Annotated in this window: 17 protein-coding genes and 1 pseudogene; 12 read left to right on the top strand and 6 right to left on the bottom strand. The window is 70.7% G+C overall.

Annotated features, from left to right (window positions below):
• Positions 1-18 precede the first annotated feature (18 nt).
• The gene (locus tag A5700_RS20485) at positions 19-948 is read left to right on the top strand and encodes a chemotaxis protein CheB (protein WP_231991434.1); all 930 of its coding nucleotides are present in this window, start codon (positions 19-21) and stop codon (positions 946-948) included.
• 27 nt (positions 949-975) lie between these two features.
• Here A5700_RS20485 and A5700_RS20480 read toward each other — a convergent pair whose 3' ends face one another.
• From A5700_RS20480 to A5700_RS20470, 3 genes are read right to left on the bottom strand one after another with little or no spacing between them, the layout of a single operon-like run.
• Positions 976-2,832 carry a CheR family methyltransferase gene (locus tag A5700_RS20480; RefSeq protein ID WP_068071835.1) on the bottom strand — a complete coding sequence of 619 codons (1,857 nt, stop codon included), beginning with the start codon at positions 2,830-2,832 and terminating at the stop codon, positions 976-978.
• A gap of 52 nt (positions 2,833-2,884) precedes the next feature.
• On the bottom strand, positions 2,885-3,643 hold the full coding sequence (locus A5700_RS20475) for an STAS domain-containing protein (protein ID WP_068071837.1): 759 nt from the start codon (positions 3,641-3,643) through the stop codon (positions 2,885-2,887).
• On the bottom strand, positions 3,636-4,640 hold the full coding sequence (locus A5700_RS20470; protein ID WP_068071876.1) for a chemotaxis protein CheB: 1,005 nt from the start codon (positions 4,638-4,640) through the stop codon (positions 3,636-3,638). The genes A5700_RS20475 and A5700_RS20470 overlap by 8 nt, the downstream gene beginning before the upstream one ends.
• Positions 4,641-4,755: 115 nt before the next feature.
• On the opposite strand from A5700_RS20470, the pseudogene A5700_RS20465 reads away from it, so the two are divergent.
• Positions 4,756-5,012, top strand: a pseudogene (locus tag A5700_RS20465) (Rho termination factor N-terminal domain-containing protein).
• Between the two features lie 2 nt (positions 5,013-5,014).
• Here A5700_RS20465 and A5700_RS20460 read toward each other — a convergent pair.
• Entirely contained in the window at positions 5,015-5,611 is a 597-nt protein-coding gene (locus A5700_RS20460; RefSeq protein WP_068071839.1) for a hypothetical protein, read from the bottom strand.
• A gap of 108 nt (positions 5,612-5,719) precedes the next feature.
• On the opposite strand from A5700_RS20460, the gene A5700_RS20455 reads away from it, so the two are divergent.
• Genes A5700_RS20455 through A5700_RS20435 form a run of 5 tightly spaced genes read left to right on the top strand, consistent with a single transcriptional unit; the run spans position 5,720 to position 9,596 of the window.
• Positions 5,720-6,454 carry a glycosyltransferase family 2 protein gene (locus A5700_RS20455; protein WP_068071841.1) on the top strand — a complete coding sequence of 245 codons (735 nt, stop codon included), beginning with the start codon at positions 5,720-5,722 and terminating at the stop codon, positions 6,452-6,454.
• On the top strand, positions 6,451-7,404 hold the full coding sequence (locus A5700_RS20450; RefSeq protein ID WP_068071843.1) for an acyl-CoA dehydrogenase family protein: 954 nt from the start codon (positions 6,451-6,453) through the stop codon (positions 7,402-7,404). The genes A5700_RS20455 and A5700_RS20450 overlap by 4 nt, the downstream gene beginning before the upstream one ends.
• A complete protein-coding gene (locus A5700_RS20445; protein ID WP_068071846.1) occupies positions 7,401-8,165 on the top strand; it encodes a PIG-L deacetylase family protein in 765 nt (254 codons plus the stop codon). Before A5700_RS20450 ends, A5700_RS20445 begins: the two co-directional genes overlap by 4 nt.
• On the top strand, positions 8,162-8,788 hold the full coding sequence (locus A5700_RS20440) for an SAM-dependent methyltransferase (protein WP_231991432.1): 627 nt from the start codon (positions 8,162-8,164) through the stop codon (positions 8,786-8,788). Before A5700_RS20445 ends, A5700_RS20440 begins: the two co-directional genes overlap by 4 nt.
• A gap of 43 nt (positions 8,789-8,831) precedes the next feature.
• Complete coding sequence (locus tag A5700_RS20435; protein ID WP_068071848.1) at positions 8,832-9,596, top strand: endonuclease/exonuclease/phosphatase family protein; 765 nt, start codon at positions 8,832-8,834, stop codon at positions 9,594-9,596.
• An 8-nt stretch (positions 9,597-9,604) separates the two neighbouring features.
• On the opposite strand, the gene A5700_RS20430 is transcribed toward A5700_RS20435, so the two are convergent.
• Both A5700_RS20430 and A5700_RS20425 read right to left on the bottom strand, forming a co-directional pair.
• Positions 9,605-9,895, bottom strand: a complete 291-nt coding sequence (locus A5700_RS20430; RefSeq protein WP_068071850.1) for a DUF3349 domain-containing protein — start codon at positions 9,893-9,895, stop codon at positions 9,605-9,607.
• 178 nt (positions 9,896-10,073) lie between these two features.
• Positions 10,074-10,310 (bottom strand): general stress protein CsbD, encoded by a 237-nt coding sequence (locus A5700_RS20425; RefSeq protein WP_068071853.1) that lies wholly within the window; start codon positions 10,308-10,310, stop codon positions 10,074-10,076.
• Positions 10,311-10,480: 170 nt separating this feature from the next.
• On the opposite strand from A5700_RS20425, the gene A5700_RS20420 reads away from it, so the two are divergent.
• From A5700_RS20420 to A5700_RS20400, 5 genes are all read left to right on the top strand, one after another.
• The gene (locus A5700_RS20420; RefSeq protein WP_068071854.1) at positions 10,481-11,320 is read left to right on the top strand and encodes an SDR family oxidoreductase; all 840 of its coding nucleotides are present in this window, start codon (positions 10,481-10,483) and stop codon (positions 11,318-11,320) included.
• Positions 11,321-11,567: 247 nt separating this feature from the next.
• Positions 11,568-11,966: a heme-binding protein gene (locus A5700_RS20415; protein WP_068071856.1), complete on the top strand. Its 399-nt coding sequence runs from the start codon at positions 11,568-11,570 to the stop codon at positions 11,964-11,966.
• Between the two features lie 116 nt (positions 11,967-12,082).
• Complete coding sequence (locus A5700_RS20410; protein WP_068071859.1) at positions 12,083-13,135, top strand: DNA topoisomerase IB; 1,053 nt, start codon at positions 12,083-12,085, stop codon at positions 13,133-13,135.
• A 213-nt stretch (positions 13,136-13,348) separates the two neighbouring features.
• Entirely contained in the window at positions 13,349-14,317 is a 969-nt protein-coding gene (locus A5700_RS20405; protein ID WP_068071861.1) for a glycosyltransferase, read from the top strand.
• Between the two features lie 17 nt (positions 14,318-14,334).
• On the top strand, positions 14,335-15,143 hold an 809-nt coding region (locus tag A5700_RS20400; protein ID WP_156671329.1), incomplete at its 3' end, for a glycosyltransferase.

Genomic DNA, 15,143 nt, shown 5'->3' with positions numbered 1-15,143 from the left:
GCCGGACAGCCCGCGCCCGTGATCGGCGACGAGATCGCGGCCGCGCCGTCGGCGGTGGACACTGAGGGCATGACGACGGACACGCATCGTCCGGTGATCGAAATGGTCGTCCTGGTGGCCTCGGCCGGAGGGCTGGCCAGTCTGACGGCCGTGCTGCGGGAGCTCCGCACCGAGCTGCCGGCCGCAGTCGTGGTCCAGCAGCATCTCGGCGGTCACGACAGCGTGCTGCCGAACGTCTTGGCGCGGCAGACGGACCGCCCCGTCGGGTGGGCCCAGCACGGCCACCGCCCGGCGCCGGGACGAGTGGTGGTGTGTCCGCCGGGGGTACACCTGGAGTTCTCCCCGCACGGCGTTTGCCGGTTGCGTCCCTCGCTCGCGGCCGGGGACCACCGTTTCGACGTGTTGCTGACGTCGGTGGCCCAGTCGTACGGTCCGCGCAGCGTGGGCGTGGTGCTGTCGGGTTCGGGGCGCGACGGCGCCGTGGGCACCGCCGCGATGCGGCGGGCGGGCGCGCTGGTGATTGCCGAGAGCCCGGAGACCGCGCGGTTCGCCTCGATGCCGGCGGCGGCCGCGCGGGCCGGCGCCGGCCTGGTGCTGCGCATCGAAGCGATCGGCCGCACCCTCACGGCCCTCATGGACGGCGCCGCCGTGCCCGATGCGCTGGTCTGCGCCTTGGTCGACCCCCGCGCGCCGGACCGCAGCCCCGGACCACCGCCGAATTTCGACGAAGCGTGGCTGGCCGGCGCCATGTCGAACGCGGCGGGCCGCGCCGAACTGGCGCGGCTGCGGGCCGCGGAGCTCGCGCGCCGGCGCAAGGCTCTGTCGTCGGGGTCCGGCGTCGATGCGCGCACCGCGGCCACGGCCCAGCGCAGGGCGGCGGAGTCGCGGCGCCGCGCGCAGCTGGCGCATCAGGCGGCGGCGGAGGCGGCCGCCCGGTGGGGCTCCTAGCCGTCGGCCGGCAGGGCCGTCGTTAAGTCAGCCGCGCGGCTGCTGATTCACCAGATCCATCAGTAACAGTGCCCCACCGACCGCCCCGTCGCTCGAACGGAACGAGGTGCAGGTGACCCGCACCCGGGCCGGCCGGCCGCGGCGGTTGACCGCGTCGAGCTCGATCTCACCGGAGCTGTCCGGGTCCACGAACGCGTTGCCGATCAACGGTCGCACGCCGTCCAGCGGCAGCCCGATGTCCAAGGCGGTCAGCCGCAGGCCCGTCGCCTCCTCGGCGCGCAACCCCCAGAGCTCCTCGCAGCCACGGTTCCACAGGATGACCTTCATCTCGCGGTCGACCACCACCATGCCCATGTGCACCGAGTCGATCAGCGAATCCAGGAAGCCCTTCGCGTCGTCGAGCTCGACGCTGCGTTCGCGCAGCATGTCGTTGATGGTGTGCAGTTCGTCGTTCGTCGACTGCAACTCCTCGTTCATGGTCTCGAGCTCTTCGTTGGTGGATTGCAGCTCTTCGTTGGTGGTCTCGAGCTCCTCGACCGTGGATTGCAGTTCCTCGTTGGTGGTTTCGAGCTCCTCGTTGGTGGACTGCAACTCTTCGTAGGCGGCCTCGAGCTGCCGGTTGGTCTGCACCACCTTGTCGAGCAGCGCCCGCGTCGCGGTGACGTCGAAGAAGACGATCGACACACCCAGTAACCCGTTCTCGGTGTCCACCAAGGGATTCACGTGGATCTCGAACCAGACCGTGTCTGCGCCCGGCCGCTGCCACTTGACGTCCTGGATGCGCGCGGAGCGGCGCTCCACCTTGGCCTGCTCGAGGTAGGCGCGCAGCTCGACCGGGCGGTAGGACACCTCGAGATCCCGCAGCAGCCGGCCGATGTCGCGGGCCGACAGGCCGAAGATGGATTCCGCCTGCTGGTTGATCATGGCCACGGTGTCCTCGCCGGTGACCACGATCTGGGCGACCGGGCTGGCGCGAAACGCCAAGTCCCGCACGTTGGTCAGGCCCGGCTGGTCGATCTGGCGTTCGTAGAAGGTGCCGGCCGGGTCGTAGCGTTCTCCGCTGCTGTGGGAGCCGGCCGCCTTCCGGAAGATTCGGTGTTTGAGGTTCAACGGCGTGTAACGGTCGCCATGGCTGAGCAACATCTCGGCGTGCCCAAGGAACAGCGTTCCCTGCGGCGCCAGGGCAAAGTGCAAGCGCCCCAACACGTTTCTTTGCGTCTCCGCGTTGAGGTACATCAGCGTGTTACGGCACACCAGCAGGTCCACACGGGAAATCGGCGCGTCCTTGACCAGGTCGTTGCGGCCGAAGATGACGGCGCGCCGCAGATCTTTGTGAAACACGTAGCGGCCGTTGACATGTTCGAAGTAACGCGGCAACAGCGCCTCCGGCACCGATTCGACCGCCTTAGCCTCGTAGGAGGCGGCGCGCGCCTCGGTGAGCGCGTCCTCGTCGACATCGGTGGCGTAGATCTTGGCGCGCTGCCGGAACGCCTCGGGCCCAAGCGCTTCCGAGAGAAGCATCGCCAGGGTGTACGCCTCCTGGCCCGAGGCGCATCCCGCGCTCCACACCCGGATGGGATCGGTGGGGCCGCGTTCGGCCAGCATCCGCGTGATGACCTCGGAGCCGATGAATTCCCACGCGTCGGGATCGCGGAAGAACGAGGTGACGTTGATGAGGATCGTGTTGAACAGCGCCGTGAATTCATCCGAGCTGGCCTGCAGGTAGTCGAGATACTCCTCGAAGGAGCCATACCCGGCGTGGTCCATCCGGTGGCGGACCCGGCGCATCAACGAGGTGCGCTTATAACCGGTGAAATCGAAACCGCGAGAGTCGCGCATGTAACGCAACAGGGCCTCGAAAGCCTCGTCCGTCGTGCCGTCCATCGAAGTCCCGTCCGCGTAGGGGTTCGCCGAAGGAGATGAACATTACTCGGTGTCAGAACCGATTCTCGTGACCGACCACCGCCCACACCGTCTTGCCCGACGGTGTGGGAGTGGCGCCCCAGGACCGGCACAGGGCGGAGACGATGGCCAGGCCCGAGACGGCCCCGGCGTCCCCGTTAGCGTCCTCGTGCCGGGCGGGGAGGCGCTCGCTGCAATCTTGCACCGCGACGGTGACGGCGTCCCCGAGACTCTCCACGATCAGAATGGGCGCGCTCTGCGTATGGTCGAGGACGTTCTCGACGAAGACGGTCGCGAGGGTCGCCGCGACCGGGGCCAGCTCGGGATGGCCCCAGTCCGTCAACCAGTCGGTGACGGCGGCCCGCGCCCGGTCGAGGCTGTCCCGGGTTCGGGAGAGTTCGGCTCGCGCCCGGCGCCGGATGTTGGGTTGATTGCCGGCCGCCGCCCGCAGCGCCGTATCCATGCCGGCATGCATCGGCACGTACCGGGTGACGCCGCTTCCGACGATGTCGCGCCGCATCGCGGGATCCGAACACACCAGCAATATCGGCACGTCCGGCCACACGCTGACGTGCCAGCGGGCGCTGGTGAACACCGTCCACGCCGACGCCGAGGGCGCGCTCAGCCCGCTGACGTCGACGATCACGGCGCTCGGCTCGTCGAGGGCGGCCTTGATGACGGTGTCGCGGATGTGCCGATAGGTGGAGCTGTCCAGCATCCCGTGCAGCACCAGAACCGGCACCTCCTGTTGCGGGTGCAGGTCGATGCGCACGGCCGATCGCGGCTCAGTCACCGCCGTCCTCCTGGGCCTGCGTGGCGTTCGACAGCCGGTCGCTGAGGACGGTCAGCGCCTGCTCGGTCTCCTCGGCGATGCGCGTGTACCGCTCGAAGAGTGGGCCGCGACCCGCCTTGCGGGCGAGTTCCCCCGACAGCCGCACCTTTTCCTGCAGGCTGCGCACCGCGACCCACAGCGCCCCCTCCAGCTCCTGGTCGCGGGCGTTGAGCAGCGCTTCGGCGGTCCACGCGTGGCCCACCTGGCAGCGAAAATTGCCGTCGCTGACGGAGGCCAGCGACCCATTGCAGTCGGGGCACGTGAAACCCGACGGCGCACCCAGCTGCTCGGTATCGAAGTCCGTGGCGAACCGTGACATCATCGCTATCCGATTTTCGAGTTCCATGGCCGCGTCGTGTTCCATGCCGGGTTCCTCGATCTTTCGGTACGACAGCTCCTTGAGCAGCGCCCCCATCTCGGCCGCCGACGCCTGGCGGTCGAGCACGCCGGCCTCGAGGGCGTTGTTGGGCATCGCCGGAAACAACGCGTCCTCCAACGACTGACCGATGGTCGTGCCGCCGCGGGACCGGATGGCCGCCAGCCCGAGCACGCCGTCGTCGAGCACCCCCGAGAGCAGCACGCCGACGGCCCGGGGCCCGAAGGTCAGCGCGACCGAGCGGAACAACGCGTTGATGGCGGGGCGGTGCCCGTTTTCCGTGGGCCCCTGCGACAACACCACCCGGTGGTCGTCGACCAACAGGTGCCGATCCGGGCGCGCCACGTAGATGGTTCCGGCTTCGAGGGGCGCGCCTTGCCGCGCCGCGACCGCGGGCAGCGGCCCGCTGCGATCCAGGATGCGGGCCAGCACACTCGGCGCGCCCGCCGGCATGTGCAACGTCACCACGTAGGCGAAGGGCACATCGGGGGACAACCCCGCGGCGAAGCGCGACAACGCCTCGACACCACCGGCGGAGGCGCCGACGGCAACCACGCCCACCAGGCCGTCTCCGTTGGTCATCTCCGCCACCACCCTTGGCTACCCCTCACCATCGTAGGTAACCCAACAGTCGCTGGATAGTCGGTGATCTGCGGCGCACAGTTTTCCGGGTCCGCGGCCGGGGCACCCGTCAGTCATGCCGAATTCATCGATCAAGAACGACAAAATGTATCGGGACCTGCGCAAGCAGGGCGACTCCAAAGAGAAGGCGGCGCGCATCTCCAACGCGGCCGCCGCGCGCGGTAAGTCCGTGGTCGGCCGCAAGGGCGGCGAATCCGGGACGTACCAGGACTGGACGGTTCCGCAACTGAAGAAGCGGGCGAAAGAGCTCGGCATCACGGGCTATTCGGCCTGACCAAGGACAAGCTGATCGCCAAGCTGCGCAACCACTGACGTCAGGCGCACAGACCCAGCCGGTCGACCAGCACCAGGAAGGCGACCGCGAAGTTGTTCTGCGCCGTCTGCGCCCGGATTCGCTCCCAGTCGAGCCGTTCGCGCACCGCGCGCACGGCCGGCAGCAGCTTGCCGAAGTCGCAATGCCGTTCGGTCATCGCGCGCAGCTGCTGGATCAGCACGACCGTGGGCGGCAGCACCGGCATCCTGATCGCCAGCACGTCGACCTCCTCGGCCTGATCGAGGTCCGCCGGCCCCACGGGCGCGCCGTTGACGCGGTGCAGCACGTCGACCAGCGTGTCCCCGATCCACGCCTTGAACAGCCAGTCCTCGGGGGGCCGTTTCACGATGAAGCCCGCGTGGGTCAGCGTGGCGACGGCGTCGTCGACGTCGGATTCGGCCACCACCAGGTCCACGTCGTGGCTGGGCTCCGGCGCCCCGTACGCCCACAGCGCGTAACTGCCGGCCAGGGCGAACCGCGGCCCGTGCTCCTTGAGCGCCGACGCCGCCGCGCGCAATCCGTCGCGCAGCGCGCCGGTCGCGGGCGGCTCGGTGGCCGCCGGGGGGAATGCTTCGGACGGTGCCTCGGACGGTGCCATAGTGCTGCAGGCATACCCGGCACCCGGGGCGCACAACCTGCGCACCGGCGCCCGACCGATCATTGTTAAGCCCGTTTAATTGATCGGGTTTCGGGAAATCTGCCACATATGCCAGCGCCCGCGCTTCGCGCCTACGACGCCGCCGCCGTGGTGATTCCCGCGCACAACGAGCGGGGCAAGCTGCCGGCGTGCCTGCGGGCCGTTCTCACCGCCGCGCTGTGCGCACCCCTGCCGGTCACCATCGTGGTGGTCCTCGACGCCTGCGACGACGGCAGCGTGGACCTGGCCGGTGAGTACGGGCCCGACGTGCACTTCATCAGCGTCGACGCGCGCAACGTCGGCACCGCCCGCGCGGTCGGTTTCGGTTACGCCCGCTCGGTGCTGGGCGACGGCGTGCGCGAAGCCCGCTGCTGGTACGCCACCACGGACGCGGACAGCCGGGTCGATCCCGGCTGGCTGGTCCACCAGATCGCCGTCGGCGCGGACATGGTGCTGGGCGTCGTGCGGGTGACCGACTGGCGGCAGCACCCCGCCGCGGTCGCCGACCGCTACCAGCGCGGCTACGAGGCGGCGCTGGGGAGTTCGGGCGCCGACCACGAGCACGTCCACGGCGCCAACATGGGCTTCAACGCCCGGGCCTATTGGCGGGTGGGGGGCTTCCGGTCCCTCGCCACCGGCGAGGACGCCGACCTGGTCGAGCGGTTCGAGGCGGCCAACTACAGCATTCACCGGGACACCGACCTGTCGGTGATCACCTCTGCGCGAACCCAGGCCCGGGCCCCCTTCGGGTTCGCTCACCACCTCAGGCAACTGGGGAGATCGGCGGCGGGTGACTGCGCGTGACGGCGGGACTGGTCAGGCACTGGCTCGAGTCGGGACGGCTCGAGCTGCCGCTCCCCGCGTCCGGACGCACCGCCGAACGCTGGCAACGCCTGGCGCGGCTGGCCGAGGAGAACATCGTCGCCGCCCGGGTGGCCGAGGCCCACGTGGACGCGGTGGCCATCCTGCACGAGCTGGGCGGCAAGCCCCCTGAACCCGATCAGCTGTGGGGCGTGTGGGCGGCCGAGGCGCCGGACGCCACGCTGCTGGCCACCGACGTCAACGGCGCCGTCACCCTCAACGGCACCAAGGTGTGGTGCTCGGGCGCCGGGTTCTGCACGCACGCGCTGGTGACCGCGCGGCTCGGCGACGGGCGCCGCGGGTTGTTCGCGGTGGCATTGACCGATCCGTCCGTCAAACCGTTGCCCAGCACCTGGTGGAACGCCGGCATGGCCGGCAGTGACACCCGGCCGGTGCAGTTCACCAACGCCCAGGCCGTCGCCGTGGGCGACCCCGGCGACTACCTGCGCCGGCCCGGCTTCTGGCATGGCGCCATCGGCGTCGCCGCCTGCTGGCTCGGCGGGGCACGCCGGGTCGCCGATCCGCTGTATCGTTGCGCCGCAGGCGAGTCCGCCGACGCGTACTCCCTCGCCCACCTCGGCGCGGTGGACGCCGCCCTGGCGGCGAGCGACGCGATCCTGGCCGTGGCCGCGACGCAGGTCGACTCCGACCCGTTCGACCGCTCCGGCACCGCGCAACTGTTGGCCCGCCGCGTCCGCACGGTGGTGGAACACGCGGTCGACGAGGCCATCACCCGCACCGGCCGTGCGCTGGGGCCCGGTCCGCTCTGCCAGGACGGGCGGCACGCGCAGCGCGTCGCCGACCTGAGCATCTACATTCGGCAAAGCCACGCCGAGCGCGACCTGGCCGAGCTCGGCCGGTTGGCCGGGCAGCAGCCGGTGCGCACGCCTTGACGGCCCCCTGCAACTGCGCCCGATTCGCCGCCGCGCCGCTGTCACACGGCGGCACGCCCACCGAGTTGTGGCGCACCGCCTTTGCGAGTTCACCCCCGCCGCCGCTCGACCTCGCGTCGTGCCGGCACCTCGTCGTGGCGGCCCCGCACCCGGACGACGAAACCCTGGGCTTCGGCGCCACCATCGCCCAGCTGGCATCCGCGGGGGTGCCCGTGCGGGTGGTGTCGGTGAGCGACGGCGACGCCGCCCACCCCGGGGCGCCGGAGGCGCAGCGGTCTCGCCTGGCGGCCGTGCGGCGAGACGAAATACGGCGCGCCACAACCACTTTGCGCACGGCCGCACCCGTAGAACTGGGGTTGCCCGACGGGGAGCTGGCCGACCACGAGCCCGCGATAGCGCACGCCCTGACCCAACTGCTGCAGGATGCCGACGACGCGACGTGGTGCGCCGCCACCTGGCGAGGCGATGGGCATCCCGACCACGAGGCCGTGGGGCGCGCGGCGGCCACGGCGTGCGCGCGTACCGGGGCGACGCTGCTGGAGTATCCGGTGTGGATGTGGCATTGGGCGCAACCCGAGGATCGCGCGGTGCCGTGGGACCGGGCGCATTGCGTGCCGGCGCCCGGCTGGGCCACCGCACGCAAACGCCAAGCGGCGCAACGCTATCGGAGCCAGTTCACCTCGAGCGGGGACGAGCCGGCGGTGCTGCCGCCGTTCGTGCTGGACCGGTTGTTCGCGGTCGGCGAGGTGGTCTTCCGGTGACGTCGCGGCTGCCCGACGCGTACTTCGACCGCATGTACGTCGAGGCCGAGGATCCGTGGCGGCTCGCGACGCGGTGGTACGAGCGGCGTAAGTACGCGATCACGCTGGCGCTGCTGCCCCGGCAGCGCTACCGGCACGCCTTCGAGCCCGGCTGTTCCATTGGGACGCTGACCGCGCGGTTGGCGGAGCGCTGTGAGCGGGTGACCGCCGCGGACGTCGCCGAGGCGGCGCTGCGCGGCGCGGGCGCCCGGCGGCGGGGGGGGGGCGCCCGCGACCGGGTGACGCTACTGCGTGCCTCACTGGACGCGGCGTGGCCGGACGGCCCGTTCGACCTGCTGGTGCTCAGCGAGGTCGGCTACTACCTGCAGGCGGAGGCGCTCGGCGCGACGCTGCGGCGGGAATGTCCGCGGCTGCTGCCGGGCGCCACCGTGGTCGCCGCCCACTGGCGGCACGACGTCGCGGACTACCCACTGACCGGCGACGAGGCACACGCCGTCATCGCGGCCACGCCGGGCCTGACACGGGTGGGGTGTTACCGGGACGACGACGTGGTGATCGAGGTGTTCGACACCGGTGACGGCCGGTCGGTCGCCGCCCGTGAGGACGTGCCGGGCGCGTGCTGAGCGGCGCGCGTCCGCGACCGGGAAAGTGGGTAGGCGAAGACCCATGCGGGTAGCGACTTTCAACATCCTGCACGGCCGAACCGTGGGCGACGGCGTCCACCTGGACCGGCTGCGCGACTGCGTGCGCCGCCTCGACGCCGACGTCCTCAGCCTGCAGGAGGTCGATTGTGACCAGCCGCGCTCGGAGCGCGCCGACCTCACCGCGGCCGCGGCCGAGGCGATGGGGGCCGTCGAACACCGCTTCGTCGCCGCCATTTCAGGCACCCCGGGGGCGACCTGGATGGCGGCCACTGGCCGAGAGCAGCCCGGTACCGCCGCCTACGGCATCGCGCTGCTGTCGCGCTACCCGGTGGACAGTTGGCAGGTGGTGCGGCTCCCCCGCATCCCAATGCGGTTCCCGATGTATCTCCCGGGCCCCAACCGGGTGATGGTGGTCGACGAGGAGCCGCGCGCGGCCGTCATCGCGCGGCTACGCACCCCGACGGGGGGCCTGACCGTCGCCAACACCCACCTGTCCTTCGTCCCCGGCTGGAATCGGCGCCAATTGCGCCGGCTCGTGCACGACCTGCGCGGGTTTCCGGGGCCGCGGCTGCTCACGGGTGACCTCAACATGACCCCGTCGACCGTGCAGCGCTGGTCGGGCATGCGGCCGCTGGCGGCGGCGCAGACGTTCCCCGCCGACAGCCCCAATCGGCAGCTCGACCACATCATGACCGACGACCCGGCGCTGCGCGGGCACGCCGTCGCGGCCGAGCCGATGTCCATCTCGGATCACCGCCCGCTCGTCGTCGACATCGAGCGGCAGTGAGACGGTACTCAGCGGTCGCTGGACGTCCCCATCGCGTGCACCAGCCGCCGGACGCGGTCGATCTCCTCGACCGAGGGCATCTCGTCGGTGACGCCGATGATCGCCACCCCGACATCGGCGCTGTCGACGCGGCGTCGCGTGGGCGCAAGCAGCCGCCGGGCGATGGCCGGGAGCTCGTCGTCGGCGACCCGCCGCGGCAACAGGGCCAGCAGCGGTGAGTACCCGAGGCTGGGCGCCCGGCCGGGGTAGCCGACGCGCAGGAACGCGACGACGCTCGCGACTCGGTCGCTCAGGCCCATGTCTCACCTCGCTCACCCACCCACGCTGCGCGATGCGGGCAGTCAGGCCAGGGATAGCCCGGCGCGGCGATTTGAAACCACCGATCGTCGGTCGGCGGCGTTTCTGACACCCTACGCCGAAGGGGCCCGGCCCTCGCCCGGACCGGACCCCTGGCGGCGAAAAGTTACGCCGTATTGATTATTGATTGTCCTTTTGGCGCTCCTCGGCGGCCTTGGCGCCGGCCCGGGCGGATTCCGCCTCGGCTTCCTTCTTGCCGGCGTCGCGCTGCGCGTCGGCCTTATCCTGCTGCGCCTGCCCCTCCTCGACCAGGTCATCCTTGCCGAGGACGGCACCGCCGACCTCCTTGACCTTGCCCTTGATGCCCTCGACGCCGCCCTGCACCGCTTCCTGCGGACCGCTCTTGTCGTCCCCCATTGCCTGACCTCCCTGGTCCCTGTGTTGTCGGGCGTGCGCCCGTTCGCGTAGGGCTTCCCCGTCGGCCCGCGATCAAACGGGGTCGCGGTGGCGGGCATTCGGGTGCTCGCCTCCGCGTTTGACGGGAGAAACCCCGGGTAGCACTAGCGGCGATTGGGAAGCGGGTGCAGATGACGACCATCGCCGTGCTGGGGGCGACCGGAACCGCCGGGTCCCGGGTGGTGGCGCGGCTGAGGAGCCGCGACGTCGCGGTGGTCGAGATCTCGCGGGCGCAGGGCGTCGACGTGGTCAGCGGGGCCAACCTGTCCCGTGCGCTGGACGGCGTCGACGTGGCGATCGACGTCACCAACCCGACGCCCCCGGACATCGGCATGGACATCGCCGAGACGCTGGTGACCGCCGCCCGCAACATCGTGAACGCGTGCGTAGAGCGGGCGGTCCGGCGGCTGGTGGCCGCCACCATGGCCGGCATCGAGGATCCCGCCTTCGACGGCTACCCCTACTGCGAGGCCAAGCGGGCGGCCAAGGACGTCCTGCTCGACGGGCCCGTGCCGACGACGATCGTGAAGTCCACGCACTGGTACGAGTTCGCGACCAACGCCGACGCGGTGAACGTCGGCCCCGACGAGGTCGTCGTCGAGGATTGGCTGATTCAGCCGATAGCCGCCGACACCGTCGCCGACGTGCTCGTCGAGGCGGCCCTGGGCCAAACCCACACGCCGCGGGCCATCACCGGTCCGCACACCCTGCGACTGCCCGAGCTGACGGCGAAAGTGCTTGCGCTGCAGGGTGACACCCGACCTGTTCGACCGGTGCAACCCGCCGTTGCAGCGCTGGGCGGCGGCGCGCTGCTGGCCTCGGGCCACGCGGTGGCGCTCGGTCCGGACATCGACGGTTGGCTGTCGTCCCACGCTGCGGCCGGCCCCGCGGCCGCACCGGCGAGCAACGGCGCCAAGGGAACTCGGAACCTCGATGGGGCGTTCGACGGGGCCCAGCCGAGCCTGACCTAGGTCACGATTGCGTCACGACGCGCTGGCGATTCCTTAAGAAGAGGCGCCCGAAGTTAAGAGATTTCGACCGCCTTTGATCATTCGCTTAGCTAATTGCCGGTTATCGGAGACGCCTGAGCCGGCGGAAGGCGGGCGTTCGTCGTCAACGAACGGGCGGCGCTGTTCACTTCCGCTACCGTGGAATTCGAGGATCGGGAGCCTCATTCGCGAGAAATCGTTTCTGTCACATCGAAGGACAACACTGATCATGAAAATCAGCAGTAATGTCGCGCGCCGGCGAATTGCCGGCATGGGCGTCGGCTGTCTGCTCGGGGGAATCGCCATGGGCTTCGTCGGCGCTCCGTCGGCAGCCGCAGCACCCGACTGCAGCCCCGGCGGCGTGAACTCGACCGTGTCCTCGGTCGAGGGCTCGGCGCAGCAGTACCTGGCCGCCCACCCGGACGCGAACCAGGTGGTGACGGCCGCGTACGGGCAGCCGCGCGCGCAGGCCGAGTCGAACCTGCGCAGCTACTTCACGGCGCACCCCAACGAGTACTACGACCTGCGCGGCATCCTGTCGCCGATCGGTGACACCGAACGGCAGTGCAACGTCAAGGCCCTGCCGCCGGCCCTGGAGTCGGCTTACCAGGAGTTCATGGCCGGCTGACCCCGGCTCTCGAGACGACCCGCCACGGCGCCGTGGCGGGTCGTTTTCGTCTCGACCGTGTGAACGCTTCGCGCGGCGGGTAATTGTCTTCTCAGCTAACACAACTGGGAGGAACAATGCGCCTGCGTCGCAGCGTCCTGAGCAAGCCGGGGTTCTCGCGCAAGCGTCGGGGTAAGGGATTCGCCTATTACGGCCTCGACGGTGAATTGCTCAGCGATCCGCAGGACTTGCAGCGCATCAAGGAGCTGGTGATCCCGCCGGCGTGGAAGAACGTGTGGATCGCGCCGTACGCCAACGGCCACATCCAGGCCGTCGGCACCGACGCGGCGGGCCGCCGCCAGTACCTCTACCACGTCGCGTGGCAACAAGAACGCGCCGAAGAGAAGTTCGACCGGGTGCTGGAGTTGTCCACCCGCCTGCCCGCGTGGCGCGCGGCCATCGCGAAAGACCTGGCGCGCAGCGGATTAACGCGCAAGCGGGTGCTCGCGCTGGCGCTGCGGCTGCTCGACCGCGGCTACTTCCGGGCCGGCGGCGAGCAGTACGCCGAGGAGCACGAGTCGTACGGGTTGGCGACGCTGTTGTGCGAACACGTGGCCGTCGGGCGCAAGGCGGTCGGATTCGACTTCCCCGCCAAGAGCGGGGTGCGCCGCTGCGTCGAGATCGAGGACGCGGAGGTGGTGCGGGCGGTGCGCGCGCTGATGCGCCGCCCCGAGCGCACCGAGCGGTTGCTGGTGTGCCGCACCTCGACCGGTTGGGTCGAGCTCCGCTCGGATGACCTGAACGCGCGCTTCAAGGAGCTCGTCGGCGCCGACTACAGCGTCAAGGACCTGCGGACCTGGCACGGCACGGTGCTGGCGGCGTCGGCGTTCGCCGACGCCGATCCCGTCGTCTCCCGGCGCGTCGCCAAGCGTGTCGAATCCGCCGTGATGAAGGAGGTCTCCCAGGAGCTCGGCAACACCCCCGCGGTGGCGCGCGCCTCCTACGTGGACCCGCGGGTGGTCACCGCCTACGAGCAGGGCCAGACGATCGCCGCCGCGGTGCGCCGCGCCGAGCGAGCCAGCGATCCCGACGCCGCGCAGGAAATCCTGGACAAGGCGACCCGCATGCTGATCCGGCGCGTGGCCAAGGGCCACAGCAGGACGTCGTCCCTGCTGCTCAAGAGCGCCTGACGCGGCAAACCGCTTCTCCCCCGCGCCATTTCGCTTCGAGGTGGGCGTCGGTTCGCGTACTGGATAGCGCACCGGACGATCGGTGCCGACCCGGGCGGCATCGCGGCTGGTGACGCGGCGTTACCGTCGGCGCGACACGCGGCCGCGCGACGGCGCAGAAGTCGTCGCAAGAACACCGTTTAGCGAACCACCTATAGGGTATTTGGCTCTTCCATGCTGGCTTCTGGCGGACCGAAGAACGTGCTGCTCTGGCATGTTCACGGGTCGTGGACGCAGGCGTTCGTCGCCGGACGGCACCGGTACTTGATGCCCGTGGCCGCCGACCGGGGCGAGGCCGGCATCGGCCTGGCCGGGCGGTCGTGGCCGCACGCGCGCGAGATTCCCCTCGAGGAATTGGCCGGCCAGGACATCGATCTGGTGATTCTGCAGCGCCCGCACGAGGCGGACCTCGTCGCGCGCTGCACCGGCCGCCGCGCGGGTGTGGACCTGCCCGCCGTCTACGTCGAGCACAACGCGCCGCGCCCCAGCCCCACCGAAAGCAGGCACGTGGTCGCCGACCGCGACGACGTCCTGCTCGTGCACGTCACCGACTTCAACCGGCTGATGTGGGACAACGGCCACGCACCAACGCGGGTGATCGACCACGGCGTCGCCGACCCCGGCGCCCTGTACACCGGCGAGATGCCGCGCGTGGCGACCATGATCAACGAGCCGGTACGCCGCGGCCGGGTGGTGGGCGCCGACCTGTTGGCGCCGCTGTCGGCGTACGCGCAGATCGACGTGTGGGGCATGGGAACGGAATTGCTGCCCACCCACGGCGGCGGGGTGACCGGACGCGGCGACGTCGCCGCCCCGCAACTGTGGCAGGAGATCGCGCGCCGGCGCGCCTACCTGCATACCGCCCGCTGGACCTCGCTGGGGCTGTCGCTGATCGAGGCGATGCTGCTCGGCATGCCGGTCGTCGCCGTCGGCACCACGATGGCGCCGTTCGCCGTCCCCGCAGAAGCGGGCATCGTCAGCGCCGACCCGGCCGCGTTGGGCCGCGGCCTGCGGGACTTCCTCAACGACCAGGCGCGGGCGGCGGCCGCAGGCAAGGCGGCGCGTGAATTCGCGGTCGCGCGTTTCGGACTCGACAGATTCCTCGCCGAATGGGACCAGGTGATTGAGGAGCAGTGCAGATGAATTCCGAAGGAGCCCGCATGAGAATCGCGATGATCTCCGAACACGCCAGCCCGCTGGCCCATCTGGGCGGGGTGGATGCGGGCGGCCAGAACGTCCACGTCGCCGAGCTGTCGGCAGCGCTCGCCCGCCGCGGCCACGACGTGGTGGTCTACACGCGCCGCGACGACCCGCAGCTCCCGGAGGTCGTCGAGACGCAGCACGGCTACTCGGTGGTGCACGTCCCGGCCGGGCCGCCGCGCGTGCTCCCGAAAGACGAACTGCTGCAATACATGTACGGGTTCGCCGCCTACCTGGAGCGGCAGTGGGTCACCGAGGCGCCCGACGTGGCGCACGGCCACTTCTGGATGTCGGGGGTGGCCACTCAGCGCGCCGCCCGCGCTCACCGGGTCCCCACCGTGCAGACGTTCCACGCGTTGGGGTTGATCAAGCGGTTGCATCAGGGATCAGACGACACCAGCCCGGACTGCCGCATACGGATCGAGGCCCGGCTCGCCCGCGAGGCCGGCTGGGTCGCGGCCACTAGTACCGACGAGGTCTTCGAGCTGGTCCGCATGGGCCGCGCCCGCTCCCGCACCTCGGTGGTGCCGTGCGGCGTGGACACCCGGGCGTTCTCCCCCGACGGGCCGGCCGCGTCCCGCACCGACCGCCCGCGCATCGTCTCGGTCGGACGGCTGGTGCCGCGCAAGGGATTTGAAACTCTGATCTGCGCATTGCCGCGGGTACCCGACGCCGAGCTGGCCGGCGAGGCGCTGCAAGTGCTGGGCCTGCGCGTCGTCGGACAGCGCCGCGTGCGCCGGGCCGCCGACGATCACCAGCTCGGCGTCGG

It is taken from the genome of Mycobacterium sp. E1214, assembly GCF_001666755.1.
Classification (GTDB): Bacteria; Actinomycetota; Actinomycetes; order Mycobacteriales; family Mycobacteriaceae; genus Mycobacterium.
Note: the sequence above shows the minus strand (reverse complement) of the source record. Positions and strands in the feature narration are given on the sequence as shown.

What these genes read in the sequence shown, in the direction of transcription:
- A5700_RS20460 (WP_068071839.1), bottom strand. Translation starts at nt 5,611, where the DNA reads ATGGCACCGTCCGAGGCACCGTCCGAAGCATTCCCCCCGGCGGCCACC.
- A5700_RS20470 (WP_068071876.1), bottom strand. Translation starts at nt 4,640, where the DNA reads ATGACCAACGGAGACGGCCTGGTGGGCGTGGTTGCCGTCGGCGCCTCC.
- A5700_RS20430 (WP_068071850.1), bottom strand. Translation starts at nt 9,895, where the DNA reads ATGGGCCTGAGCGACCGAGTCGCGAGCGTCGTCGCGTTCCTGCGCGTC.
- A5700_RS20405 (WP_068071861.1), top strand. Translation starts at nt 13,349, where the DNA reads ATGCTGGCTTCTGGCGGACCGAAGAACGTGCTGCTCTGGCATGTTCAC.
- A5700_RS20415 (WP_068071856.1), top strand. Translation starts at nt 11,568, where the DNA reads ATGAAAATCAGCAGTAATGTCGCGCGCCGGCGAATTGCCGGCATGGGC.
- A5700_RS20425 (WP_068071853.1), bottom strand. Translation starts at nt 10,310, where the DNA reads ATGGGGGACGACAAGAGCGGTCCGCAGGAAGCGGTGCAGGGCGGCGTC.
- A5700_RS20410 (WP_068071859.1), top strand. Translation starts at nt 12,083, where the DNA reads ATGCGCCTGCGTCGCAGCGTCCTGAGCAAGCCGGGGTTCTCGCGCAAG.
- A5700_RS20455 (WP_068071841.1), top strand. Translation starts at nt 5,720, where the DNA reads ATGCCAGCGCCCGCGCTTCGCGCCTACGACGCCGCCGCCGTGGTGATT.
- A5700_RS20420 (WP_068071854.1), top strand. Translation starts at nt 10,481, where the DNA reads ATGACGACCATCGCCGTGCTGGGGGCGACCGGAACCGCCGGGTCCCGG.
- A5700_RS20435 (WP_068071848.1), top strand. Translation starts at nt 8,832, where the DNA reads ATGCGGGTAGCGACTTTCAACATCCTGCACGGCCGAACCGTGGGCGAC.
- A5700_RS20480 (WP_068071835.1), bottom strand. Translation starts at nt 2,832, where the DNA reads ATGGACGGCACGACGGACGAGGCTTTCGAGGCCCTGTTGCGTTACATG.